This window comes from Pedobacter sp. 05L430 (assembly GCF_056397585.1).
The window spans coordinates 1-25,440 of the sequence record NZ_JBFTNT010000039.1 but is presented as its reverse complement, the minus strand read 5'-3'; the positions used below and the strand labels follow the sequence as shown (position 1 = coordinate 25,440).

Sequence of the window (25,440 nt, the reverse complement as noted above, 5' to 3'; positions counted from 1 at the left end):
CAGTAACACCTTACTGCTTAAGTTTCTTTCGCTGTTTATGCAATTACAGCTAATTCATTTGCGATCATTCTCCAATTCTCATTTTCAGGAATACCAGGTTTACGCTTTCCAAAAAACTGAACAATGATGTTTCCTTCTTTATCAAATACTTCAATACTGGTTACAATACCATCATCTGTTGGCTTTTTAACTAACCATACGTTTGCAATACCATCTTCACGAAGGTGCATGTTAAATTCAGGATCCAGGACGTTAAACCACGGGCCTGTTTGAACAAGCTTCTTTACCAAACCAGTATGGATCTGGATACAGCCGGCATTTGAGGTAAAAACCATTATTTCAAGATCAGTTTCTGAAGCCCTAGTTAAAATTGCTTTCAGAGAATCGGTTGTAATTTGTGTAGCATGGCCTTCAGGTGCTAAACGCAAACCCTGAGTGCGACTTAATCCATGAGTTCTTAACAAACCATGAAAATCGTGCGTATCCTTTAGCGCCAACCATTCCTTTTTAAATGTTTCTACATCAACTTCCTGATCTGGTTTTTCTACGGCAGCAACTTTCTCTGTAATTATCTCTAATGCAGCGGTCTGATCGTCTGCAGTATATTTTTCAACCAATACCTCATAAGCGTCAGCATTGCTCGTATCGGTTAAGTAGATTTTGTGTATCGCCTGTCCATCCTTACCAAAAAACTGGAGGCTTTTACGGTCATTCTCATTAACCGCAAAGGCCGATTTCCATGCGCTCATAAATAACCTCAAATCGATATCAGGATTTACTGCCAATCCCATCATTCCTTTAAAAGATACTTTTTTATAGATTCCTTTACGTTCATGAACACAAAAGTCATTACGTGTTAAGGCCATTACATAACCTAAGCTTTCAACTTCTTTTAATATCTCCTGGAATTGGTCCTGCAAACGGATAGCTGTTGAGTTTACAGTTGTTGCGATTAATTCGGCTTCGCTGGTACCAAGTTGTTTTGCAGCATCTCTGATACGGACTTTTGGGTTTTCTGTTTTGAATGCTTCCCACTGGCTTTTTAAATCTAATATCTTTTCCATTTTATCCTGTTTTAATTAATTCGTTCTATTTTAAATTGAAGTGTATTCATGATACACCTTTTTTAGCTTACACTAGTAGCTGGTATAACCAGCGGACAATTATAATCTTCGCATTCCATTAGCTTTACTTTAATGCTAAAAGTCTCATGAATATTATCACAATTGATCACTTCAACAGGCAACCCTTCGGCTACTTTTTTACCATTTTTTAACATCAGTATTCTATCTGCAAAGCGAGAAGCATAATTGATGTCATGCAAAATGCAGATCACGCAATACCCTCTGTCGGCCAGTTTACGAGCCAACACCATAATCTGCTGCTGAAACTGAATATCAAGACCGTTTGTAGGCTCATCCAATAACAAACAGGCATTCGGGCTGTCATAAACCTGTGCAATAACCCTCGCCAATTGAACCCTTTGCTGTTCACCACCTGACAGCGTATTATAATCTCGGCCCGACAAATGGCTTATTCCTGTATCCTGCATCACTCTTCTTACCACCGAAAAATCGTTGGCAGCTGGCTTCTGATCAAAATGTGGATATCTTCCCATCATTACCAGTTCATCAACAATAAAAGAAACTGAAATCGTATTGTGCTGAGAAAGCACAGCTCTTGTCTTTGCCAGGTCTTCGAGCCTGTAATTCATCAGCTCTTTTCCCTTAATAAAAACCTTACCTGCCGATGGCCTTATCTCTCTGCAAAGCAATTTCATTAAAGTACTTTTACCGGCACCATTAGCACCTAAAATAGCCAGCATTTCACCAGAGTGAGCCTCAAAGCTCAACCCATCTACCAGTTTCCTGTTTCCTACTTTATAGGTAAGTTCTTCTACTCGGATCATCTATAGGTTGTTTTTATTTTTCTCAGAAATAATAATATATATAAACACAGGCACACCAATCATTGCAGTTAATATGCCTATTGGAAGTTCCGCCGGAGCAACTATTGTTCTTGCAATAAGATCGGCCCCGGTTAACAAAGCCCCACCAAGCAATGCTGATCCAGGAATTACCAGTCTATGATCAGCAGTAAATGTCATCCTTATAATATGTGGAATAATTAAGCCGATAAATCCAATAATTCCGGCCATGGCAACAGAAGCACCCACAGCCATGGTGGCCAGAATAATAATCATCCGTTTAACTACTTTAACATTTACACCCATATGCAAAGCCTGGGGTTCTCCAAGGACCAATGCGTTTAAAGATTTGGCAAAAAAAGGAAGCGTAACAATAGGAATTAAAACAAAGGGTAATAATGCACTAACAGTTTGCCAGCTAGCCCCGCCTAGACTTCCAAGGTTCCAAAATGTAATGTTTCTTAATTGTGCATCGGTAGCCATGTACGTCATTAATCCAATAAACGAATTTGCCAATGCATTAATTGCCAATCCGGCCAGTAATAAAGTTGTGATAACTGTTTTACCATTCTTCATCGCAATGCGATAAACAATCATCGTAGTAATACCGGCACCAATAAATGCTGCAATAGATAAGGCGTAAAAACTTAATGTACCTGTTAGATTTTTAAAAATATTTATCTCAAGCACGATCATAATTACAGCAAACAATGTGGCACCCGATGATATTCCTATTAAACCAGGTTCGGCAAGGGGGTTGCGAAACAACCCCTGAATGGCAGCTCCTGAAACGCCCAATCCGGCGCCAATAAGGCTACCCAACAGCACTCTTGGCAGACGAAGATTAAAAAACACTGATTCCTGTTGCGAAGTAAAGCCCTGATGATCGGATAATCTTGTATGGTAACTTATGATAGATAGCAGTTCAGAGAAACTGATATCCACAGCACCAATGCAGGAAGAAACCACCATGGTTACGACCAGAACTACCGCAAGCAGTACAATAATATATCCTGTTTTTTTAATCACCTCTATTTTCTCTACTTAACTGCGTTGTTGATTTTACCAGACAATTCTGTTATTGCCTTGCCTAAACGCAAACCGAAACCGGTTAGCAAAGCACCATCCATAGTGATGAACTTCTTGTTTTTACCTGCATTTGTTTGCGCTATACCCTGAACTGTTTCCAAACCTTGCGTACCGCCTAAACTTTGCAAACCATCATCAAACAACAAGATTACATCGGGGTTGGCTTTAACAAGTGCTTCGGAGGTTAAAGGCTTATACTCAGAAAATCCTGTTACCGCATTTTGTGCTCCGGCTAATTCAATCACTTTATCAACTTGTGTACCTAAGCCGCCAACCATCATTGTTCCTGTGCCTCGGGCATAAATAAACAGTACTTTAGCTTTTTTTGTATTTGTTATTTGTTTTTGAGTAGCCGCTACTTCCGCATCAAATACCTTAATTAGGGAATCTGCCTTGGTCTGCTGCAATAGGCTATCGCCAACGGAACGGATTAAGTTCTTAGCCCCATCTATTGAGAATTCTTGTTTAAACAATACTAATTTAATGCCCGCGGTTTTAAACTGGGCGGCAAGTTGAGGAGATACTTCTTTATCAATCGCCACAACGATATTAGGTTGAAGCGACAAAACACCCTCAACATTGACCTTACTACTGTGGCCTACCTTAGGCTTGCTTTTTAAGCTTTCGGGATAGCTGCTTGTTATATCCGTTCCTACAATGTTTTTTTCTAAACCCAGTCCGGCAACTATTTCACTTACAGTTCCATTTAAAGAAACAATTTTCACACTATCCGGCAATTGCCTGACAGTGTTATTTTCGGTAGTGTTCCTGCATGCACTAAACATGGCAACAGCTACCATCAGCAATCCTATTTTTTTCATAATAAATGTTTAAAAAGAGGAGCTTCCGGGGGGGCCGAAAGCATCCTCATCTAACCAAACTAAACCAAACTTTTATCCTTTTTTAACGAGTTTATATTCTACTACAGGCTTGCCGCGCACTCCACCGTCGCTTGCATGAAAACTGTTAAATTTCAATTTGTATATATTACCGGCGCCATCTTTTACAACGTAAAACGAATCAGTTTTTACACCTACTGCGGTACCGGTTGTATTTCTCCATTTATCACCAATTGCATCTCGGTTTGCACTGAACGATAAAGCATTAAGGTTCGACTCAGAAAAATCTGCGTAACTTACTACCGAAGTTTTAACTTGAGCTACCTGAACACCATTTAGGCTATTGGTAAAAACGATATCAGAAAAGCTATATGGGAAAATACCATCCGCATTTGTACCATAATACATGGTCCAGGTCCATACCAGATCCCAGTTGGCTTTTACAGGCTCCACATTTACACTTTTTCCATCAGTAAGAGAGAAAAAGCTATAGTTAGAATTTGCATCCTTAACAATATCAACAGATTTAAAAGTAGTTTCCTTTAGCTTAGCATATTGCAAAGTATACCCGTTGGCCTTACGAAGAACCCTTACTTTGTAAACGGTCTCTGCACTTATTACTGAGCTATGACTACCACCAACCGGACTAACTATATAGACCTTATTTTCTGAATCTGTTGCAGAGATGGTTTCAATTGCAGTTTTATTAAGGATGCTGGCTTCTCTGGGGTCATCAAATTTCTTAAATTCAATTTCAGCTTTAGCACCTGTCTCGCCAAGCGCAATCGTTAAATCAGACAGGTTAAAATCTGCTTCAGTTACGGCATTTAAATCTGTCTTATCTAGCTTCTTTGCCGATGCCCCTGAAGTTCCGTTCAGAACAACTTTAAAATCATTACCAGAATAAAAACCTAAAGCCCAGCTGTTACGAAGCACGGTTGTTTGTTGGGCTCCACTTAAATCTACATAAACACTGTTGGCAGCACTACTGCCTGCTTCGGCACCAGCTATTCCATTTAGAGTTAATGTTGTCCCATCAGATACCGGAACCTCCAATATTGGATCGTCATCTTTACTGCAAGAAGTAAAGACTGTAGCAAAACACAATAGGGCAACGAGTTTAGTAATTTTGTTCATGATTTTATACGTATTATAATGATTAATAATCTAATTCTTGTTCCAATTAAAACTTAACCCTACAACATATGAGCGTCCATAATTCAATGGAACCGGGCCACCCGTTGAGTGTGCCGAACCAGTTGCAACTGATGTGCTGCTAATGGTAGTTACATCGAACAGGTTTTTAACTCCTGCATTCAGATTAAGAGATTTAAATATCTTTTTATTGATCATCAGATCTGCTGTACTATAAGAACCGGTTTTCTCAAGTGTTACCTGCTCTATTCCATTGTTCGTATTGAGCTGATAAAAAGGCCTTCTTCCTGAAAATTTATAGGCCAGATTTACAGTTGCACCAATTCTGGAAAAGGTGTAAGTGATGTTGCTGTTCACCTCAGGAGTCCATGCAAATTCATCAGATTCACCAGGTTTTGGAGCATCGGCTACGAAACGGTTATTAATACCGATATAGGAAAGGCCCAGAGAAACCTGAAAATCATTAAGCGTTAAAGTATTTTCAAAAGTTCCTCCAGTTGTTTTGTAGCGAGAAACGTTTATAAGAGTAGTAATTGTAGGATCAGCAGCAGAAAGGCCAAAATCTATTCTGTTTCTGAAAGTATTATAAAAGCCACTTACAACTGAGCGGAAATCAGCATTTTCATTATGCGACCTGGTAAAAGTCAGCGATCCGGTCAAACTATGTGACTGTTCTGCTTTAAGGTTTTCGTTTCCTAAAATAGAATGGCTGGCATCAAAGAAATCGTAATAAAGTTCGCGTAAGGCAGGCGAGCGGAAACCACTTGCATAACCCAAACGCAAATCAAGATCTTTATTTAACCTGAATTTTGTATTAAGTGATGGAATTACAGGGGGGGCATCGTAAACTGAGTTTTTAATAAAGCGGGCACCCGGTCTTATGGTTATACCATCTGTAACCTTCCACTCAGAAGATATAAAGAAAGCATAATCATGAATAGAGGGATCTCCTTTAATCCTTGCTCCACTTGAACCATCCAGATTAATCTCGATACCAGGTTGAAAAGACCATTGGTCTGATAACCTATACTGAGCTGTTGCTCGGACCGATGTAGATTGGAATTTAGATACATCTTGTTCGCCGGCACCGGTAGACAATTCTTCCTTTCCTGTAGAATAGTCATGCAGCACACTTCTGGTAGTACGTTTTAAGTTGGAATAACCAAGTATTCCACTAAGCTGCAATTTCTCAGTTAGCTTATAATCGCTTTGTATTTGCTGGGTATATCTATTGGTGATGTATTTTTGATTAACAGACTTAAAAATGTTTGGGTTATAGCCACCCTTGCTTAAAATAGTCTCATCAGCATAATCCATTCGGTACCATACATTTAACTTATCACTATTATAACCCAGACGGCCATTTCCCAACCATTGCTCTTTAGGTTTCCACCTATTAATATCAGCAGCGATCTGCGCTGCAGTAGCCAAAGCAGGTGCACTGTTAAAACCATTAAAATCGTTATGGGTTACACCTCCAAGAACACTCCAACGCTTATTTTGCCAGCTTGCTCCTACGTGTTGCAAGTGGGAACCTTTTTTACTGAACGCTGAGTACTCATCCCCCACTGTTTCCTCTTGCACCCTCGCATTAAGGCTTAATGTTTCTTTAACTGCTTTTTTTGTAATGATATTGATTACACCAGCAAGTGCATCGGTACCATAAGAAACCGAGAGTGGCCCTTCTACTATCTCTATGCGCTCAATGGAGTTGATGTCTATTTGGTTTAAACTTTCTCTGGTATCTCCCCTGTCTATCATTGGCACACCATCTAAAAGGATCTTAACGTTTCTGCCCGACATGCCCATTAAAGTTACGTCGCTTGTACCTAACGCCATGTCGTTAGAAAACCTGAAGCCTAATTCTGTATTTAATACTTGCTGAATATTTGTTGCAGCACGCAAGCGAATACGCTCTGAATTAATAACACGTGTTCTGTAAACTGAATTTCTTAATGATTGAGGTTGATATTCGCCCGTAACTACAACTTCCTTTAGGGAATTAGCTGTGGTATCGCTTTTCAATTCCTTGTCGGCACCTTTATCTTGTGCTTGTGTAGTTGAAACGATAAAAAATACAGCCATTAACAGTAAGCCAATTCTCATTAACAATCTATTTAGAATAATTTTAAATAACACCGCAAGTATAAGAACTTATTTAGACTAATTACAAATAATAAATAGAAATATTTTAATTAACCCTGATAACCAGCTTTTTTATTACTATGTATAGTGGTATACTTGTAAAAAATTTTATTGTTGGCTTGGAACTGACATTTACATCTTATCTTACCATAAAAAACAAGTATAAAAAATGAAATTATCTCATCTAGCAGGGATGCTTTTAGTCGGAATGGCTTCAATTGGTGTATTTATAAGCTGCACCTCGGACGTTAAAAAGGCCAATGGCCAAACAAAAAATGCTCCTGGAGATTCGACAGCAACCGAAACAAAAGAAGATTTGCGGGGACCGATTGACACTGCAAAGTATGATGCAATTATGGCAAAGTTAGCCAATGGTGATACCACTGGTAAATGGCCGGTTAAAAAACAACCATACCCACTTGCAGGTGCTATACTTCCATTTAAACGTATTGTTGTTTATTATGGAAATTTACACTCTAAAAAAATGGGTGCCCTGGGCGAATATGCTCCAAAAGAGATGTGGAAAAGATTGGATGCTGAAGTTAAACATTGGGAAAAAGTTGATCCTACTACTCCCGTACAGCCAGGTTTACATTACATTGCTGCTGTAGCAAGTGGTACGCCGGGCAGAGATGGGAAGTACATTAACCGTATGGCCAACTCACAGATTGACTCTGTATTAAGCATTGCTAAAATGCGTCCTAATACTATTGTATTTCTAGATTTACAGGTAGCACTAAGCAACATCAAGGCTGAATTGCCGCATATAGAAAAATACTTACAATTACCATTTGTGCATCTAGGTATAGATCCTGAGTTTTCTATGAAAGATGGTTCGCTTCCAGGTAAAAAAATCGGAACTTACGATGCTGCCGATATCAACTATGTTTCTCAGTATTTAACTAATCTTGTAAAGAAATATAACTTGCCTCCAAAAGTATTTGTGGTTCACCGTTTCACAAAAAAGATGGTTACCAATTCTCAAAACATAAAACTTCGTCCGGAAGTTCAAATTGTAATGCATATGGACGGATGGGGTGAGCCAGAACTTAAAAAAGGAACTTACCGTCACTTTATTTTCTCTGAGCCTGTTCAGTTTACGGGCTTCAAATTGTTCTATAAAAATGATTTGAAAAAAGATCCTAAGCGCTTAATGACTCCAGAGGAATTGATGAAATTGAAACCAGTTCCGGTTTACATTCAATACCAGTAAACTGTGTAAAGATTTAATTAAAAGGGAGCAGTTGCTCCCTTTTTTATTTAGGATTAATAAGAAAACGCGACTGATTTTTCCGGGTTATCAAGTTTGGTACTTTTTCGCTTTCCATTAACTGTAGCATGAATCATATTGATCTGTGAATCGTGCTGTTCAAACAGTATGTCGTTTTGAATCTCTAGCTTTTCGATGCTTTCTATTTTTTCACTTTCAAAATAGCACCATGCGGCATCCTCTTCAATTTGATATCCCAGGTACTTTAGCGTAAGCGATTTATTATTAGCCTTAATCTGCAGGTGGCTTTTTATGTAATCGGAAATAAGCCCGTCTACCTGTTTACGATCTTTAGGCTTCAAAATATTGATACTTGTTTTATAACGCTTATCAAGCGCATTTTCAAAATCATCAAAAAATACACGCACACTTACCTGAACAGTTTTTGTTTTTTGATTATGATCTATCTCGGTTACGCTAACGTAAAATGGATGAAAAATATTTAACCAAAAAAATAAAATAAGTTGTAACATTTTGTATAGGTAGATATAAAATAGAATATTTCTTGCTATTCTGTATTCAAAATTACAACTTTAAACTATAATGCAAGATTTCAATCTCTATTTTGATCTTGGCTGGCACCATATTTTAGACTGGAAAGGCTACGATCATATACTTTTCTTACTTGCTCTTTGTGGTGTATACACCCTCTCCGATTGGAAAAGAGTACTAATTTTGGTTACCGCATTTACCGTTGGCCACAGCATAACTTTAGCCCTAAGTGTGTTAAATGTTGTGCACGTAAACACCGCACTTATAGAATTTTTAATTCCGGTTACAATTATGATAACTGCGTTAGCCAACATCCTTAATAAAAAGCCCAAGCCCAAGGCCATAAGGTTAAAATATACATTAGCACTCATCTTTGGACTAATACATGGCATGGGTTTCTCAAATTACTTAAAAAGTCTGCTTGGCAAAACTACCAACATCGTTGTGGAGTTACTTGCCTTTAACCTTGGGCTGGAATTTGGGCAGATACTAATCGTTTTCGGTGTACTCATACTTTCATTTATCCTTATTATGATCGTAAAAATTAAGCGGTGGGACTGGAATTTCTTCCTTTCATCCGCTATATTTGGTATATCATTTGTAGTGGCCGCCGAACGGTTACCTGCAATCCTTAACTAACAAAATGAAGAAACCGTTACTTCTAACTGCCGCATTGTTTTTCAATGTCGGTATATACGCACAATCATTAAATAATCCGGGTTCAAACCACGGTAATAAATTTGAACAGCTAGGCACAATCCTTTCTGATCCAAACTATTACCGCTCTGCATCTGGCGCACCCGGCCCTGCATATTGGCAGCAAAGGGCAGATTATGAKATTAATGCAGAACTGGATGAAAAGAACCTGCGTTTAAATGGATCTGAAACGATCACTTATTATAATAATTCGCCAGATCCTTTAAGTTATTTGTGGGTTCAGCTTGACGAGAATCAGAACAAAGCTACAAGCGACAATAAGCTTACACAAACCAGCAAAATAAAAGAGAAGATGACATTAGATGACTTCTCTGATATTATTGGCCGCGATGATGATCTTGGTGTTAAGATCATTAAAATTACCGATGAGAAGGGCACTCCTCTTCCCTACGTGATTAACAACACCATGTTACGGATTGATTTGCCTGTCGTGCTTAAACCTAAGGAAAAGTATAAATTAAAAATAACGTGGAATTACAACATCTCTGATCGTAAGATTGTACATGGAAGAGGTGGATATGAGTATTTTCCTCAAGACGACAATTATTTGTTTACCATTACACAATGGTTTCCGCGTATGGCTGTTTATTCTGATTTCCAGGGATGGCAAAACAAGCAATTCGAGGGCAGAGGAGAGTTTGCCTTGGTTTTTGGAAACTACAAGGTGAACCTGACTGTTCCGGCAGACCACATAGTTGGTGCAACAGGCGAATGCCAGAACTATCCACAGGTTTTAAGCGCAACCAGCTTAAGGAGATGGAATGAAGCACAAACAGCAAAAGCTCCTCTGGAAATTATAAATCTTAGTGAAGCAAAATCCGCTATTACAAAAAAGGCAACCGGGAAAAAGACATGGACTTATGTGGCCGAAAATGTAAGGGATTTTGCATGGGTATCTTCAAGAAGATTGGTTTGGGATGCTATGGCAACTTATATCGACGGAAAAAAAACAATGGCCATGTCTTATTATGGCCCCGAAGCTTACCCGATATACAGCAGGTATTCGACCAAGGTGGTTGCGCATACTTTAAAATCGTATTCTAAACACACCATTCCCTATCCATATCCTGTTGCAATATCTGTTGAAGCCTCCAATGCAATGGAATATCCTATGATTTGCTTTAATCATGGCCGTGCAGAAAAAGATGGTTCATACACGGAGTCACTTAAATATGGTGTAATCAGTGTAATTATTCATGAGGTGGGTCATAATTTTTTCCCCATGATTGTAAACTCCGACGAAAGACAATGGACCTGGATGGATGAGGGCCTAAATACTTTTTGCCAGTTTATGGCAGAGCAGGAATGGGACAATAATTATCCCTCTCAACGAGGACCAGCACATAAGATTGTAGACTACATGAAAATGCCGAAAGACCAGCTGGAGCCGATTATGACTAATTCCGAGAACATTGTAAATTTTGGCCCTAATGCTTATGCTAAACCAGCCACAGCGCTAAACATTTTAAGAGAAACCATAATGGGCAGGGAGCTTTTTGATTATTCTTTTAAAGAGTATGCAAAGCGATGGGCATTTAAACACCCTACTCCTGCCGATTTGTTCAGAACAATGGAAGATGCTTCGGCAGTTGACCTTGACTGGTTTTGGAGAGGTTGGTTCTTTAGTACTGATCCCGTAGACATTTCATTGAACGAGGTGCGCTATTATCGCATGAACAGCATGAAACAAGCAGTTGAAAATGCAGAAAGCAAGAAAGCATATGAAAAAGACAACAAATATCTGGGCCGAGAACGCAATAAGGCCGAGGGTATAAAGTTTGCCATTGAGCAAGACACAAGTTTGCTTGATTTTTATAATAAGTTTGATCGCTTTGAAGTAAGCAAAACGGCCGACGAGCAATTTCAAAACTATTATAACTCGTTAGGTACTGAAGAGAAAAAAATCTATGAGAGCAAAAAGAACTTTTACGAACTCGAATTCTCGAACCTAGGTGGTTTAGTGATGCCATTGATCATTGAATKGACATTTAAGGATGGCAGTAAAGAAACAGATAGAATTCCTGCCTATGTATGGAGAAAGAATGAAAACAAGATAACCAAAGTTTTTGCTAAGGATAAGGAAGTTGTTTCAGTACAGTTAGATCCAAATAGAGAAACTGCCGATATTGATGAGAGCAATAACTCCTGGCCAAGAAAAAGCCAGTCTACCAGGTTTGAATTGTTTAAGGAGCAACAGATGCCTGCAACAAACCCAATGCAGCAATCTAAAAACAGAATTAATTAAAAAGCCATCTTTCGATGGCTTTTTCAAAGATACTAAAACAAAAAACTACCTATTTAGACTTCTCTTTCAAGAGGTTTAATTCTTTTTTGAGCAACTCAATTTCTGCCTGCTGCTCTTTAATAGCTGCCACGAGTACGGGAATCAGATTTTCTGATTGCACTTCGCTATATCTTGCAACTTTTGAATTGTTCTTACCCTGGTTGTACATTTTAGTAGCCTCATAAACCATAGCAGGGTATTCTGATTGTACGTTACTGGCGAGGAAGCCGTATTGCTCGCCAGCTGGTAATTTAAGATGTTTGTACTTCTGTACATCGTATTTAAAAGTTACGGGTTGCAGGTTTTTTAAGTGTTCAGTAGAATTAGAAATCTTATCAACGTTTACTTTTAACTCTTGCTCCTCAATTTTTTGTGCATTTACTGAAAATGCAGCTGCGCTTAATAAAATGCCTAATACGGCACCTTTTGATACTAAAGGATATCTCATAAAATAAAATTATTGTGTAATATTTGAATCTTAATTGTAGTGTATTTACAATCAGATTTCAGGAGGGGGGTATGGTAGCGAAATAACCGAGGTAACCGTAGGCGATACAAAGCTATAATTAACCTTTTTTGAGGTTAAGGTATGCGCCAGATCTACAATTGGCTGATGAATAAAAACATCATCCGTAAGCTCCAGATTTTTTAATTCTTTCTCTTCCTCTGAGTTCTCAGAGTCTTGATCAGTATGATGGATCGATACTGTTTGTTTATGGTCGGTTACAGTAAATAACGACACATGCTTTACCAGCAAAAATGAAAGTAAAATAAGAATGCCCGTTAATTTTTTCAACATAAACCTAAGTAGTATCTATCCTTTAATTGTGATGTGTAATCTGACAAATATATTTATCTTATTCAAAATCCGGCAATGCTTAGCCAGAAAATGACAAAAATTTAATGATCAAAATAACGAAGATCAGGACATTAAGACTAAAACAAGCCTAACTGCCCCTTATCGTCAATTTCTATATCGTCAGGGTTAGTGATCTCAAACTTAATTTCTTTTGCCGGAATATCTTTCTCATCCTTCTTTGTCTCTGGGGTTTCTTTAGCCATAGGTTTCGGCTGAGCTTTAGGCTCTTCTTTACCTTCAGGCTTGGCCTTTGATTCTTTTTCTGGCGTTTTAGGTGTTCCCCACGCTTTTTTTGGTTTTCCCTCTGCCGCCTCCTCAGATGGCTTTTCTTCAACCTTTCCTACAGGTTCTTCCTGGATATTTTCCTCTTCCCCACTTGTAGCTACATCCGCTGTTGTTTCAGAAGTTTCTCMTTCAGCTTGCTCTTCATTAGCAGACGCATCTGGAATACTGACCTTGCTTTCCAGAACTAATTCCAGTTCTTCATGATTAGAAATACTCACATTTTTTACGTCATGTTGAGTGATCCTGTTTCCGTTAGCCTTTATACCCTTTACATCAATAAACTCTGCTAACACTATTTCTAATGTTTCCGGGATTTGCGTTTTACCTTTAAGTACATCAACCGTTAATACTGCTTCTGGATTGCTGGTCAGGTAAAGGAATCTCGAACCATTCTCTTCACTAATCAGAGTACCTTTTTTACCTACGGCAATTGATTCAAATACAAATCTCTTTATGAAATAATTTTTAGCTTTCCCCTCGTATTGTACAACAGTAAATGGTTTTTCAGGATCAAATTTCTGGATCAGTATCAGATCTGCATCAAAGTGATTGCTCAATTCGAATGTACTCAGCTCATACCATCCCTCTTTATGAACCTGTAATATTTTATCATCACCATCGAATTCACCAAGGTATTTCCCTCTTCCATCAACATTAAGTCTTCTAAGCAAATCGTCATACCATATCTTAAGGCCGGAAAGTGTTGATACTCCTTTTGTTTTTAACAGGATCTTTTTGATAGGATACTTAGATACAATATTACCCTGAGAGGCACGCCCTTTAATCGCTATTTCAGCATAATCAAGGTCAAATTGAAGTTTCTTAAGTTTAGTGTGTGGTTTTAACTGAACCGTAATCACTTCAGCTTCTCCATTTGGGTTGGCTGTAAAATACAATACTTTAGAACCTTTACTTCCTTTGGTGAGGTYATATTCCTTATCGCGGGTTACACCAACTACAGCGAAACGTTTAATGTACGAAACGCCGCTGGCCCCATCTTTATAAACCATGTTATAGATGGTCCGTTCATCACCCTTTTTAAACACCTGTGCATGCAGAATTCCTTTACCAACAAAGGTTTTATCTGCCACCTTGGTGATGATACATTTACCATCTTCTCTGAAGACGATTATTTCATCAATATCGGAACAATCTGCAACAAATTCATCCTTACGCAAACCAGTACCCACAAAACCATCTTCACGGTTCAGGTATAGTTTTACATTGGCTAAAGCCACTTTAGATGCCTCTACCCTATCGAATAAACGAATCTCTGTTTTACGCTCTTTACCTTTACCATACTTATCTCTAAGTTTCTGGAACCAGGCAATGGTATAATCTGTTAGGTGACGAAGGTGATTTTTTACAACTTTGATCTCATCAGCTAAAGCTTTCATCTGATCATCCGCCTTTTTAACGTCAAAGCGGGTAATGCTACTCATTGGTTTATCAATAAGTTTTTTGAAATCTTCCGGCTGAATCTCCCTATACAAATCGGGTTTGAATGGTTCGAATAAAAGATTCAATACCTCAACAACCGTTTCAAAATTACCAGAATTCTCATAGTCCGCATTTTTGTACATGCCCTCCTGAATAAAGATCTTTAGTAGTGAGCTAAAGAATATTCTTTCCTGCAATTCATGCAACTTAATTTCCAATTCTTGTTTTAACAGATTCTTGGTATTATGAGTATTCTCGATAAGGATATCATTAACACTCAAAAACTGAGGTTTATCATCCTTGATAACACAAGTATTTGGAGATATAGAAACTTCGCATGAAGTGAAAGCATACAACGCGTCAATAGTTACATCAGGTGAGATACCAGGAGCAAGATGGATGACAATCTCTACATTCTGTGCCGTATTGTCTTCAATTTTCTTAATCTTGATCTTACCCTTATCGTTAGCAGATAATATGCTATCGATTACAGAACCTGTTGTTGTGCTGTATGGTATTTCGGTTATTACGAGGGTCTTCTTATCTTTTTCTGTAATTTTTGCTCTTACCCTGATTTTACCTCCGCGCATACCTTCGTTATACGCCGAGAAATCGGCCATACCGCCAGTAAAGAAATCAGGGAGAATATTTGGTCTGGTTCCTTTTAAAGATTCGATGGAAGCATCAATCAGTTCCAGAAAATTATGAGGCATAACCTTGGTAGCCAAACCTACCGCAATACCTTCTGCCCCCTGGGCCAATAGCAAAGGAAATTTAACCGGCAAAGTAATGGGTTCGTTGTTACGTCCATCGTAACTCAATTGCCAAACGGTAGTATCTGGATTAAACACTACTTCGTTTGCAAATTTAGACAAGCGCGCTTCGATATAACGGGCCGCAGCGGCACTGTCGCCAGTTACCGGATCACCCCAGTTACCCTGGCAATCTATCAGCAGTTCCTTTTGACCAATTTGCACCATTGCATCGCCAATAGAAGCATCCCCATGAGGGTGATATTTCATGGTATTTCCGATAACATTGGCMGCCTTATTAAAACGTCCATCATCCATCTCTCTTAAAGAGTGCATAATGCGTCGCTGAACCGGTTTTAAACCATCGTTGATGTGTGGAACCGCGCGATCAAGAATTACGTAAGAGGCATAATCGAGGAACCAGTTCTCATAAAGCCCGTTGATAGGGATTACAGTATGTGTACTTTCTTCGTTTATGTTGTTTTCTATTTCGTCGCTCATCAAAAAAGGATTGGATTTTGTAAATATAAGGGTTGGAATGAAATATTAAGAACAGAAGTTTTTAACAGTTCTTAGTTAATAACCTATCTTTTTCGGGTTAATGGACTAGATTTTCATAATTTTCAGGCATTATTTTATGAATTGATGTTTTACCTTTCCAACCGCTCTTCAACAAACACAAAAGGCAATAGATTTTTAATCCCTTTTACTTTTATTATTTCGCCCCCTATACAGTAAAAAAGCACCTCAATTTCCTGCTTTTGCTTCTGTTCAAATTCGGCCATTACCTGCAAGCATGCACCGCACGAGGTAACAGGTTTCTGGATAACAAAATTACTGCTTTTTGCAGTAATTGCCATAGCCTGAACAGCCGCTTCGGGGTAAGCAGCACCAACTGTAAATAGTGCAACGCGCTCTGCACAAAGCCCTGAAGGATAGGCCACATTTTCCTGGTTACTACCAAGAACCAACTGCTTATTACTTAATTTTAAAGCTGCCCCAACCTTAAAATTCGAATAAGGTGAGTATGATGATTTCAATGCCTCTTCGGCCTTTAAACATAATTCCTGATCTGATGCACTTAGCTCATTTAAGGACTTAAAAGTTTGATAGCTAACAACAAAATTTTTCTGATCCATATTTAAACATACGTAATTTTCTAACAATAGATTAACAACAATTTTATCCCTTGATTTAAACAATTTAATTATTTAGATTGTAGATATAAGTAAGAAGCCTAATTTTGACGCCGATGGCATGGTTTTAGTGCTGTAATCATAGATTTAAAACCCTATTAAACGCATTTCAATTGAATATATATATTCGTAAAAGTCTTAAAATCATACTTTGGATAGTAGCAAGCATCATTATGCTGGTTGTCCTTATTGCACTTTCCCTAAACATTCCGGCGGTACAAAATTTTGTAAAGGATAAAGCAATAAATTATTTAAAGGATAAAACCAAAACTGAGGTAAGTCTGGAGAGTATAAAAATTGCATTACCAAAGGATGTGGTGCTGAATAAATTTTATATTGAAGATAGAAAAGGAGACACCCTGCTATATGCACAAAAACTTTCTGTAGACATTAACTTATTTAAACTTTTAAGTAATAAGGTAGAGATCAACAATATTTCACTGCAAAAAATAAGGGCCAATGTTACCCGCATAAACCCCGATACCTCATTCAACTTTTCTTTCCTGGTAGATGCGTTTATGTCTGAGCAAGAAAAGCCAGAAGAAGAAGTTGCAAAAGACACCACATCTACTCTCAAATTTTCTATTGAAAAGGTGGCTTTTGAAGACATTGGTATCGTTTATCGTGATGATGTTGCTGGAAATGATGTAAAATTAAACCTGGGTGAGTTTACTGCAAACATAAAAGATTTCGACCTCAATAATCAACACTATGTCATCAAATCTTTAGCCTTAAAAAACACCTCCTTAAAATACCTGCAGCAAAAACCGCTTACACAGTTACAGGCTCACTTACAAAACAGCATAGACACAGCAAAAACAGAATCCGGTAAATTACCACTTGTAGAGATTCAGGACTTTGCTTTCAACAATATAAAAATAGGATTCGACGATCGGATTTCGGGTATGAATGCGGATGTTGATCTGAACAAGCTAGCCTTAACTCAGCTGTTTATTGACCTTACCAATAGCAATTATAAAATTGACGATGCCAAACTAAATGATACCAAAATAAACTTCAGCTCCACAACTAATAAAGCGAATGTTAATGTTAATGACTTGTCTTTAACCAAGCTTCTGGCAGACGTTAAAAATGGCAGGTACAAAATAAATGACGCAAAGCTAAGCAAATCAAATATCCTGTTTGCATTAAAACCGGTTAAACCCGGGAAAGAGACAAAAGCGGATACTGCAGAGAAATCTTCACCCCTGTCATTACTGGTTGACAATATAAGCTTAACTGAGAACAATGTACAGTTTGATAATCTWGGAGCTAAACCTACTAAAGGAATGGACTTTAACCATTTAAAGTTTACCGGCCTTACCTTAGTAGCTGATGCGCTTGGCTATAGTGATACTGGTATAAAAATCAATGTAAAAGAAGGTGTGTTTAAGGAGAAGAGTGGTTTTCAATTATCTAAGCTAAGAGGAGATGTTGTATACTCCGACAAGGCAATTAAGGTGAATAACTTCTTACTAAAAACACCTAATACATCAATAGAAAACGTTACAGAATTAAATTACTCTTCTCTTGATGATTTAACCAAACATCCGGAAAGGGTAAAGCTTTCAATGGTTGTTAAAAACACAACTATTGGCTTAAAAGACGCTGCTTACTTTAGTGATGCGGTCCCGGAAAACTACAGAAATGAGAAGATAAAAGTAAATGCCAATGTTAGTGGCTATATGAATAACCTTGTAATTCCCCGACTGCAGATTTCGGGGTTAAAAAGCACAAACATTGATGTGAGTGGCAGGATAAAAGGACTCCCTGATATGGATAAAGCTTACTTTGACATGAACATCAAAAGGTTTGCAATGACCAAAAAAGATCTTTTGGTAGTTATCCCTAAAAAGACTTTGCCAACCAATATAGAGCTTCCTAATGTGATTGTTGCAAACGGAAAGTTTACCGGTTCAATGACCAATTTCAATACCGGTTTTAACATTAATACCGACATGGGATCGGCTAAGTTACTGGCAAGCATGAAAGGTCCTAAAGGCAAGGAGAGCTATGTTGCCAGTGTAAACCTGAATAATTTTAATGTAGGTAGATTACTTAAACAGCAAGCCCAGTTGGGCAAAATTACGGCTAAAGCCAGCGTTAAAGGAACCGGGCTTGATCCTAAAACTGCCTCGGCACAGTTTAAAGCACAATTAATAAGTGCATACTACAACAAATACACTTATAAGGATCTCTTTTTAAGTGGCGATTTCAAGCAGCAAAAATTGAATCTAAAAGGCAATATGGCCGACACCAATTTGAATTTTAATTTAACCACTGCCGTAAATATTGCGGGCAAATATCCGGCAGTAAAAGCAGACTTGGATTTAAAACAGGTTGATCTACAGAAATTAAATTTCAGTCCAGGTGAGTTTAAGTTAGCGGGGGTAATTAATGCAGATGTAAAAACTGCTGATCCAGATTACCTTAACGGTGATATTTTTGTAAATGGCCTGCAGGTAGTTAAAGATGGCCAACGTTTCAATGTAGACACCATTGTAGTGCATTCTGAAGCGAGCAAAACACACAATATGCTTACCCTTCGTTCTGAGTTTATGCGAGCCAAAATTGATGGTAAATATCAACTTACCAATGTCGGCAGCGCAGTGATTAACCAGATCAATAAATACTATCAATTTGGCGAGGTAACTAAAATCCCTGATCAGCGTTTTAGATTCTACGTAAATTTCTACAATCCTAAAATCCTTCAGAACTTTGTACCGGAACTAACCACCTTTGCCCCTTCCAGAATGAATGGCTTAATTGATACTCAGAAGGATAGTTTACTCATGAATGCCTCTTTTCCTCAGATAGTTTATGGTGGCTACAGGATTGATAGTACTAAACTTAATGTGAACAACACTGAGCAGAAGCTTAATTATAAATTACAAATAAAAAGTTTTCAGAGCTCTGCGGCTAATTTGTTTAATACCGAAATTAGTGGCGACGCTGTAAATAACAACCTTGCTCTCAATATTTATTTAAGAGACAGTAAGCGGAAAGACAAGTATATTTTGGGTGGTAATTTTAAATCGATTAACAAAGACTACCAGTTCAGTTTAGATCCTCAAAAGCTTTTGCTTAATTATGAAAAGTGGGCCATCGCACCTCAAAATTACATTCAGTTTGGTCAGTCGGGTATTATAGCTAATCAATTTAACCTGAGTAAGGGTAATCAGCTCTTAGGGATTAACAGTACTGATACTGTTGCCAACTCTCCTTTAAAAGTTGAATTTAAAGACTTCAAAATAGAAACGCTTACTAAGTTTGCCGAGCAGGACAGTTCTTTGGTTGGTGGTACTATTAATGGCACTATTGATGCAAAGGAGCTTATGGATACACCTAAGTTTGAGGCAAATCTAACAATAGATAGGTTAAGGTATTTGAAAGATGAGTTTGGAACCTTGCGTGTTGCTGTAAACAACAATACAGAGAATGCATATKAAACTAACATTGCCTTATCTGGTGTACACGAGTTAAGGGTTAATGGATTTTACTATACTTCACCACAGAGTGCCCTTGACCTTAACTTAAACATTGATAAAATTGACCTGAAAGCAATAGAGAGTGTGTCAATGGGACAGATTAAGAATGGCACGGGTACAATATCCGGAGAATTGTCTATCAAAGGCCCCCTTGATGCCCCCAAAATTTTAGGCGACGTTAAATTTAACCAGGCCGCATTTACAGCAACTTATGTGAATTCTTATTTCAGAATGCCAAATGAGTCTATAAGTTTTACTGATAAGGGGATAAACTTCAATAGATTTACCATTATAGATTCTTTAAATCAGAAGGCAGTAATAACCGGTGGTGTCCTCACTACTGACTATAAAGATTTTCGGTTCAACATGGACATGAGAACGAACAACTTTAGACTTATGAACTCTACTGCTGCCGATAACGACATGATCTACGGTACTGTTTATGTTACCAGTACCATTAAGGTTCGCGGCGATCTTAACCAGCCTGATGTAGACATGAACGTTAAAGTAGAAGATAAAACTAAGTTCTTCTTTGCTATGCCACCTGATGATCCCTCGGTAATTGATCAGGAAGGTATTGTACAGTTTACAGATTTCAGCGCACCGCCGTTTAATGGTAAAAAGGCACTGAACGTTAGCGATTCCGTAAGCAAAGCTCCAATCAAGGGACTTAATTTAAGTGCTACTATCGACATTGATCCGGATGCAGAATTAAATGTAGTGGTGGATCCATCTAACGGTGATGCACTAAAAGTTAAAGGGCAAGCATCTTTAACAGCAACAATGGACCCTAGCGGCAAGACTAGTTTAACGGGAAGATATCAGGTATCTGATGGCAGTTACAATCTGACTGTTGGTCCTGTTAAAAAGGACTTTAAGCTGCAACAAGGCAGCAGCATTGTATGGACTGGAGATCCTATGGAGGCCAATGTAAACTTAACGGCATTATATGAAGTTAATACAGCTCCTATTGACTTGATAGGTGATCCAACACAATATGAGGCTAAAACCAAACTTCCTTTCCAGGTATACCTGATGATGACGGGTGAACTTTTAAAGCCAAGCATCAAATTTAAATTAGACTTACCAGAAAATGAGCGGGGTGCACTCAATGGTCAGGTATATGCGAAATTACAGAGTGTAAATACGAATGAAAGCGAACTGAACAAGCAGGTATTTGCACTATTGGCGTTCAACAGGTTTATTGCTGACAATCCGTTCCAAAGTCTGGCCGGAGGTAGTAGTGTTTCTTCTATTGCCCGTTCAAGCGTAAGTAAACTATTAACAGAACAATTGAACAATCTTGCATCCGATTTGATAAAGGGTGTAGATATAAACTTTGGTTTAAATTCATCTGAAGACTATTCGGCATCAGGCAGCAAGTCGCAAAAAACAGATCTGGAGATCGGTCTGTCTAAAAAACTCTTGAACGATCGTTTAATTGTTACCGTTGGTAGTTCTTTTGGATTGGAAGGCCCTCAGCAGCAAGGTCAGAGTTCTACCAATATTGCAGGAAATGTTAATGTGGAATACCTTCTTTCCAGTGATGGCAGATACAGGTTAAGAGCTTATAGACGCAATCAGAATGAAGGCGTAATTGAAGGACAGATCATTGAAACAGGGCTTGGATTTGCTTTAGTGGTTGATTACAATAAATTCAGGGAGGTTTTCCAAAACTTCTCTAAAAAGAAAAGATTTAGAAATGAAGAGAGGCGTAAAAATGAGACAACAAATTAAATCCGGCTTATTTATACTTGCATGTTTAATTTTTGGCGCCTGTAGCAGTACCAAAAACCTTAAACCCGGGGAGATTTTATATACCGGTGCCGACATTAACATCAATCCTGATTCAACAGCAAAAATTGACAATCAGAAAGAGGTTAAAGGGGTTTTACTTGATAAAACACGACCTAATCCTAATAAGTCAATTTTAGGCATAAAGTTTAAACTTGCCATGTACAATCTTGCCGGCGAACCTAAAAAATCAAAAGGGATCCGGTATTGGCTCCGCAATAAAGTGGGCGAACCGCCTGTGTTATTAAGCGAGGTAAAAATCCCTTATAACAACGCTGTGCTTAAAAGTTATTTGATTAGTCAGGGGTATCTTCAATCTGAAGTAAACGGAGATACTGTAGTTAGTGGTAAAAAAGGCAAAGCACTTTATACCGTTGTTACCGGTGCGAGATATAAAATTAACAGTGTCGAATTCCCAAAAGATAGCACAGGTATAGTCCAAATCATAAATCAGAATAAAGATAAAACGCTATTAAAAGTAGGCGACAATTATGACCTGGAAACTTATAAAAATGAGCGGATCAGAATAGACAATGATTTAAAGGAACAGGGATATTTTTATTTTAATCCTGATTATTTGATTTTACAGGTTGATAGTACTGTAGGCAAACATCTGGTAGATATCAGAATAAAAGTAAAAGACATTGCCCCTGATGCAGGCCTTAAACCTTATACCATTGATAAAATTAATATCTACCCTAATTATTCTTTAAGAAGAGATAGCGCAATCAGAAATTCAACTCCTGAAGTATACAAGGATTTTAATATTTATGATACACGACACACCTACAAGCCGGGCTTATTTGACCGCTTGGTTTTCTTCAAAAAAGACGAATTGTACAATAGGCGTGATCATAACCAATCTTTAAACAGAATGGTTAACATAGGTATTTTTCAAAATGTTAAAGCAGAATTTTTACCTGTCGACAGTTTTAGAAACAATAAGCTAAACCTTAACATTTTCCTCACCCCTTTAAAGAAAAACTCTCTTTCCTTTTCACTAACCGGAACCAGCAAATCCAATAACTTTGTCGGATCAGAAGCTAAGTTAACTCAAACTACCCGTAACCTTTTTAGAGGTGGCGAGCAGTTGGATGTAAGTGTAAGTGGTGGATTCGAAACCCAGGTAAGCGGGCAGGCCAAAGGACTAAACTCATATTCTTTTACTACTGAAGCAAAGCTTACCTTCCCAAGGTTTATACTCCCTTTCTTTAACTTTAACAGTACCAATGCGTTTATTCCTAAAACCATTGCTTCTTTATCATACCAATCGCTAAACAGAGGTTCCTTATACGGTTTAAATTCCTTTAAAGGAGAGTTTGGATATAACTGGAAAGAGAATTTATATAAAGAACATAGCTTTAACCCTATCTCTATAAATTACGTAACATCTAACGTAACCAATGATACGGCAAGAAGGGATAGTCTCTTTAGTGCAAACCCCGGCTTGGAAAAGAATCTCGAACGCCAGTTTATTATAGGAAGCAACTATAGTTTCACATTTACCAACCAGATGGAGGATTTCAGAAGAAACAATATATATTTCAATGGAACTCTTGAAACTGGTGGAAACGTATGGGGCTTATTTGCAGGAAAAAACGATGAAGGCAAAAAGACTGTATTAGGCATTCCTATCAATCAATTTATACGGGTTGAAACCGATTTTAGAGATTATTATAAAATCACAAAGAACCTGATCTGGGCAAGCCGTTTAAATCTTGGATATGGATATGGATATGGGAACAATACATCTATCCCTTTTGTGCGTCAGTTCTTTGCCGGAGGCAGTAACGATATCCGGGCTTTTGCAGCCAGGTCATTGGGGCCCGGATCTTACAAACTGCCAAACCAAACTAATAACTATACCGACCAAAGTGGGGATATAAAGGCAATGGTTAACACAGAGTTACGTTTTAAATTATTTAGTGTTTTATATGGGGCTCTATTTGCAGATGCCGGGAACGTGTGGTTAAGAAAAGAAGATCCGTTAAGACCAGGGTCAGGCTTTAACTTTAAAGATGCACTTGATGAAATTGCGGTAGGCACCGGTGCCGGCCTCCGGGTAGATGCATCGATCTTCGTTATCCGCTTAGATGTAGCCTTCCCTATCAGAAAACCTTATCTTGAACCTGGAAATCGTTGGGTAATAGATCAGGTAGATTTTGGAAGCAGCACCTGGCGTAAAGAAAATTTAATCTATAACATAGGTATTGGGTATCCTTTTTAATATTGATTATGACATTCTTAAAAAAAGCTATTCATTTTGTTAAAGCAACAGCACATTTATTTATAGCCGCTGGAAAAGGGTTTATGGAAGACAGGGTGATGAAGCTAAGCGCGGCACTAGCCTATTACACCATATTTTCTCTTACCCCACTTATCATTATTATCATTGCTGCAGCAAGTTTGTTTTTAGGTGGAGATATTAAGCATACAATAGAAACCTCTGTAGATGGAACAGTGCAAGAATATAAAATGGATCCGCGAGAGGAACTCTTCTCTGAAATACAAGATTTGGTAGGTCCGGATGCCACTGCTCAACTCAAATCATTCGTAAAACAATCAAACGTTTCGGGAAAAAGTACATTAGGGCTAATTATAGGTATCACTACACTTATTATTGGTGCTACGGCTATGTTCATAGAGATTCAGGACAGTATTAATTTAATCTGGAAAGTAAAGGCTGTACCAAAAAAGGGATGGAAAAAATTAATCACCAACAGACTGCTCTCCTTTTCGCTAATTGCTTCGCTTGGATTTTTGTTACTCGTCTCCCTTGTTATAAATAGTATTGTAGTAGGCATAGGCGACAAACTTGTGGGGCTTGCGTCTAAAGTCGGTGTCGAAAAGGTATCAGAGCTATTTATGCTAATCCTTACCAATGCCTTAACACTGGCAGTTGTAACCTGCATTTTCGCAATTATTTTTAAGGTGTTGCCTGATGTTGATTTAAAATGGAAACCAGCAATTGTTGGGGCCCTGTTTACGGCACTGCTTTTTAGTTTGGGTAAGTATATAATTGGAATCTATATTGAAAAGGGCAACCCTGCATCGGCATTTGGCGCTGCCAGTTCTATAATTGTAATCCTGTTGTGGATCTATTACACCTCTATCATATTATATTTTGGAGCTGAATTTACACAGGCCTATGCAGAACGATATGATAAAGGTATAGCACCAAGTAAATATGCAGTGCATACCAAAATTGTTATTGTAGAAAAAAAGGTGGATGTATTGCCGCCACAGCATCCGGAAGACACAAAGATCCCTTAAATATACTTAAGCATCTGGTCCATCAATTCCTGTTCTAAAAACGGCTTTAGTACCAGATCATTCATTCCTGCTTTTAAGTAGGCTTCTCTGTTTTCCTGCATTACATGGGCAGTTATTCCTAAAATCGGAATTCCGGATTTCGCAAAATCCCCGTTATATCTGATTTCATGTGTAAGCTCTACCCCACCCATCACTGGCATCTGAATATCTGTTAACACAATATTGTAGTCATTCTTCTTGTATAATTCGAGTGCCTGTTTACCATCATAAGCAGAATCATATTCCATGCCCCACCGCTTTAATATTGTTTGAACCAGCAAAATATTCATTTTATTATCATCTACCAGCAGCACCTTCTTTCCTTTCAGCTTCTCAACAGTTGACGTTCCTTTATCAACATGTTGCTCCTCTGCAAATTCTGAAATAAGGTAGGGG

Annotated in this window: 18 protein-coding genes; 6 read left to right on the top strand and 12 right to left on the bottom strand. The window is 38.1% G+C overall.

What is annotated here, in order from left to right:
* Positions 1-35: 35 nt before the first annotated feature.
* The 6 genes from AC1DG9_RS08925 to AC1DG9_RS08900 form a co-directional block, all read right to left on the bottom strand.
* Entirely contained in the window at positions 36-1,064 is a 1,029-nt protein-coding gene (locus AC1DG9_RS08925; protein WP_172661006.1) for a hemin-degrading factor, read from the bottom strand.
* Between the two features lie 62 nt (positions 1,065-1,126).
* Positions 1,127-1,909: a heme ABC transporter ATP-binding protein gene (locus AC1DG9_RS08920; RefSeq protein ID WP_172661007.1), complete on the bottom strand. Its 783-nt coding sequence runs from the start codon at positions 1,907-1,909 to the stop codon at positions 1,127-1,129.
* Positions 1,910-2,956, bottom strand: coding sequence for a FecCD family ABC transporter permease (locus AC1DG9_RS08915; RefSeq protein WP_288879597.1), 1,047 nt, complete (start codon positions 2,954-2,956; stop codon positions 1,910-1,912).
* An 11-nt stretch (positions 2,957-2,967) separates the two neighbouring features.
* Positions 2,968-3,837: a heme/hemin ABC transporter substrate-binding protein gene (locus AC1DG9_RS08910; protein ID WP_337715863.1), complete on the bottom strand. Its 870-nt coding sequence runs from the start codon at positions 3,835-3,837 to the stop codon at positions 2,968-2,970.
* 72 nt (positions 3,838-3,909) lie between these two features.
* Positions 3,910-4,992, bottom strand: a complete 1,083-nt coding sequence (locus AC1DG9_RS08905; protein WP_337715865.1) for an HmuY family protein — start codon at positions 4,990-4,992, stop codon at positions 3,910-3,912.
* A 30-nt stretch (positions 4,993-5,022) separates the two neighbouring features.
* Positions 5,023-7,116, bottom strand: coding sequence for a TonB-dependent receptor plug domain-containing protein (locus tag AC1DG9_RS08900; protein ID WP_288879592.1), 2,094 nt, complete (start codon positions 7,114-7,116; stop codon positions 5,023-5,025).
* Between the two features lie 208 nt (positions 7,117-7,324).
* Between AC1DG9_RS08900 and AC1DG9_RS08895 the strand changes: the two genes are divergently transcribed.
* Positions 7,325-8,368, top strand: coding sequence for a hypothetical protein (locus AC1DG9_RS08895; RefSeq protein ID WP_172661010.1), 1,044 nt, complete (start codon positions 7,325-7,327; stop codon positions 8,366-8,368).
* A 53-nt stretch (positions 8,369-8,421) separates the two neighbouring features.
* Here AC1DG9_RS08895 and AC1DG9_RS08890 read toward each other — a convergent pair whose 3' ends face one another.
* A complete protein-coding gene (locus tag AC1DG9_RS08890) occupies positions 8,422-8,898 on the bottom strand; it encodes a DUF6702 family protein (protein WP_172661011.1) in 477 nt (158 codons plus the stop codon).
* Between the two features lie 70 nt (positions 8,899-8,968).
* Here AC1DG9_RS08890 and AC1DG9_RS08885 point away from each other — a divergent pair, with 70 nt between their 5' ends.
* On the top strand, positions 8,969-9,556 hold the full coding sequence (locus AC1DG9_RS08885; RefSeq protein WP_288879590.1) for a HupE/UreJ family protein: 588 nt from the start codon (positions 8,969-8,971) through the stop codon (positions 9,554-9,556).
* A gap of 4 nt (positions 9,557-9,560) precedes the next feature.
* Entirely contained in the window at positions 9,561-11,879 is a 2,319-nt protein-coding gene (locus tag AC1DG9_RS08880; RefSeq protein ID WP_477634521.1) for a M1 family metallopeptidase, read from the top strand.
* A 49-nt stretch (positions 11,880-11,928) separates the two neighbouring features.
* Here AC1DG9_RS08880 and AC1DG9_RS08875 read toward each other — a convergent pair whose 3' ends face one another.
* The 4 genes from AC1DG9_RS08875 to AC1DG9_RS08860 form a co-directional block, all read right to left on the bottom strand.
* On the bottom strand, positions 11,929-12,366 hold the full coding sequence (locus tag AC1DG9_RS08875) for a tail fiber domain-containing protein (RefSeq protein WP_172661014.1): 438 nt from the start codon (positions 12,364-12,366) through the stop codon (positions 11,929-11,931).
* A 51-nt stretch (positions 12,367-12,417) separates the two neighbouring features.
* Complete coding sequence (locus AC1DG9_RS08870) at positions 12,418-12,717, bottom strand: hypothetical protein (RefSeq protein ID WP_172661015.1); 300 nt, start codon at positions 12,715-12,717, stop codon at positions 12,418-12,420.
* 137 nt (positions 12,718-12,854) lie between these two features.
* Complete coding sequence (locus tag AC1DG9_RS08865; RefSeq protein WP_477634520.1) at positions 12,855-15,755, bottom strand: DNA gyrase/topoisomerase IV subunit A; 2,901 nt, start codon at positions 15,753-15,755, stop codon at positions 12,855-12,857.
* Positions 15,756-15,904: 149 nt separating this feature from the next.
* Complete coding sequence (locus tag AC1DG9_RS08860) at positions 15,905-16,393, bottom strand: cytidine deaminase (protein ID WP_172661017.1); 489 nt, start codon at positions 16,391-16,393, stop codon at positions 15,905-15,907.
* Between the two features lie 170 nt (positions 16,394-16,563).
* On the opposite strand from AC1DG9_RS08860, the gene AC1DG9_RS08855 reads away from it, so the two are divergent.
* From AC1DG9_RS08855 to AC1DG9_RS08845, 3 genes are read left to right on the top strand one after another with little or no spacing between them, the layout of a single operon-like run.
* Positions 16,564-21,675, top strand: a complete 5,112-nt coding sequence (locus AC1DG9_RS08855) for a translocation/assembly module TamB domain-containing protein (RefSeq protein WP_477634519.1) — start codon at positions 16,564-16,566, stop codon at positions 21,673-21,675.
* Complete coding sequence (tamL, locus tag AC1DG9_RS08850) at positions 21,641-23,959, top strand: translocation and assembly module lipoprotein TamL (RefSeq protein ID WP_246269550.1); 2,319 nt, start codon at positions 21,641-21,643, stop codon at positions 23,957-23,959. The genes AC1DG9_RS08855 and tamL overlap by 35 nt, the downstream gene beginning before the upstream one ends.
* A gap of 8 nt (positions 23,960-23,967) precedes the next feature.
* Complete coding sequence (locus tag AC1DG9_RS08845) at positions 23,968-25,005, top strand: YihY/virulence factor BrkB family protein (RefSeq protein WP_172661019.1); 1,038 nt, start codon at positions 23,968-23,970, stop codon at positions 25,003-25,005.
* Here AC1DG9_RS08845 and AC1DG9_RS08840 read toward each other — a convergent pair.
* Positions 25,002-25,440: response regulator (locus AC1DG9_RS08840; protein ID WP_477634518.1), on the bottom strand; the 439-nt coding region annotated here is incomplete at its 5' end. The two genes, AC1DG9_RS08845 and AC1DG9_RS08840, sit on opposite strands and share 4 nt — an antisense overlap.

Coding starts and splice junctions, on each gene's coding strand:
- AC1DG9_RS08925 (WP_172661006.1), bottom strand. CDS start 1,064: ATGGAAAAGATATTAGATTTAAAAAGCCAGTGGGAAGCATTCAAAACA.
- AC1DG9_RS08920 (WP_172661007.1), bottom strand. CDS start 1,909: ATGATCCGAGTAGAAGAACTTACCTATAAAGTAGGAAACAGGAAACTG.
- AC1DG9_RS08910 (WP_337715863.1), bottom strand. CDS start 3,837: ATGAAAAAAATAGGATTGCTGATGGTAGCTGTTGCCATGTTTAGTGCA.
- AC1DG9_RS08905 (WP_337715865.1), bottom strand. CDS start 4,992: ATGAACAAAATTACTAAACTCGTTGCCCTATTGTGTTTTGCTACAGTC.
- AC1DG9_RS08900 (WP_288879592.1), bottom strand. CDS start 7,116: ATGAGAATTGGCTTACTGTTAATGGCTGTATTTTTTATCGTTTCAACT.
- AC1DG9_RS08895 (WP_172661010.1), top strand. CDS start 7,325: ATGAAATTATCTCATCTAGCAGGGATGCTTTTAGTCGGAATGGCTTCA.
- AC1DG9_RS08890 (WP_172661011.1), bottom strand. CDS start 8,898: ATGTTACAACTTATTTTATTTTTTTGGTTAAATATTTTTCATCCATTT.
- AC1DG9_RS08885 (WP_288879590.1), top strand. CDS start 8,969: ATGCAAGATTTCAATCTCTATTTTGATCTTGGCTGGCACCATATTTTA.
- AC1DG9_RS08875 (WP_172661014.1), bottom strand. CDS start 12,366: ATGAGATATCCTTTAGTATCAAAAGGTGCCGTATTAGGCATTTTATTA.
- AC1DG9_RS08870 (WP_172661015.1), bottom strand. CDS start 12,717: ATGTTGAAAAAATTAACGGGCATTCTTATTTTACTTTCATTTTTGCTG.
- AC1DG9_RS08860 (WP_172661017.1), bottom strand. CDS start 16,393: ATGGATCAGAAAAATTTTGTTGTTAGCTATCAAACTTTTAAGTCCTTA.
- tamL (WP_246269550.1), top strand. CDS start 21,641: ATGAAGAGAGGCGTAAAAATGAGACAACAAATTAAATCCGGCTTATTT.
- AC1DG9_RS08845 (WP_172661019.1), top strand. CDS start 23,968: ATGACATTCTTAAAAAAAGCTATTCATTTTGTTAAAGCAACAGCACAT.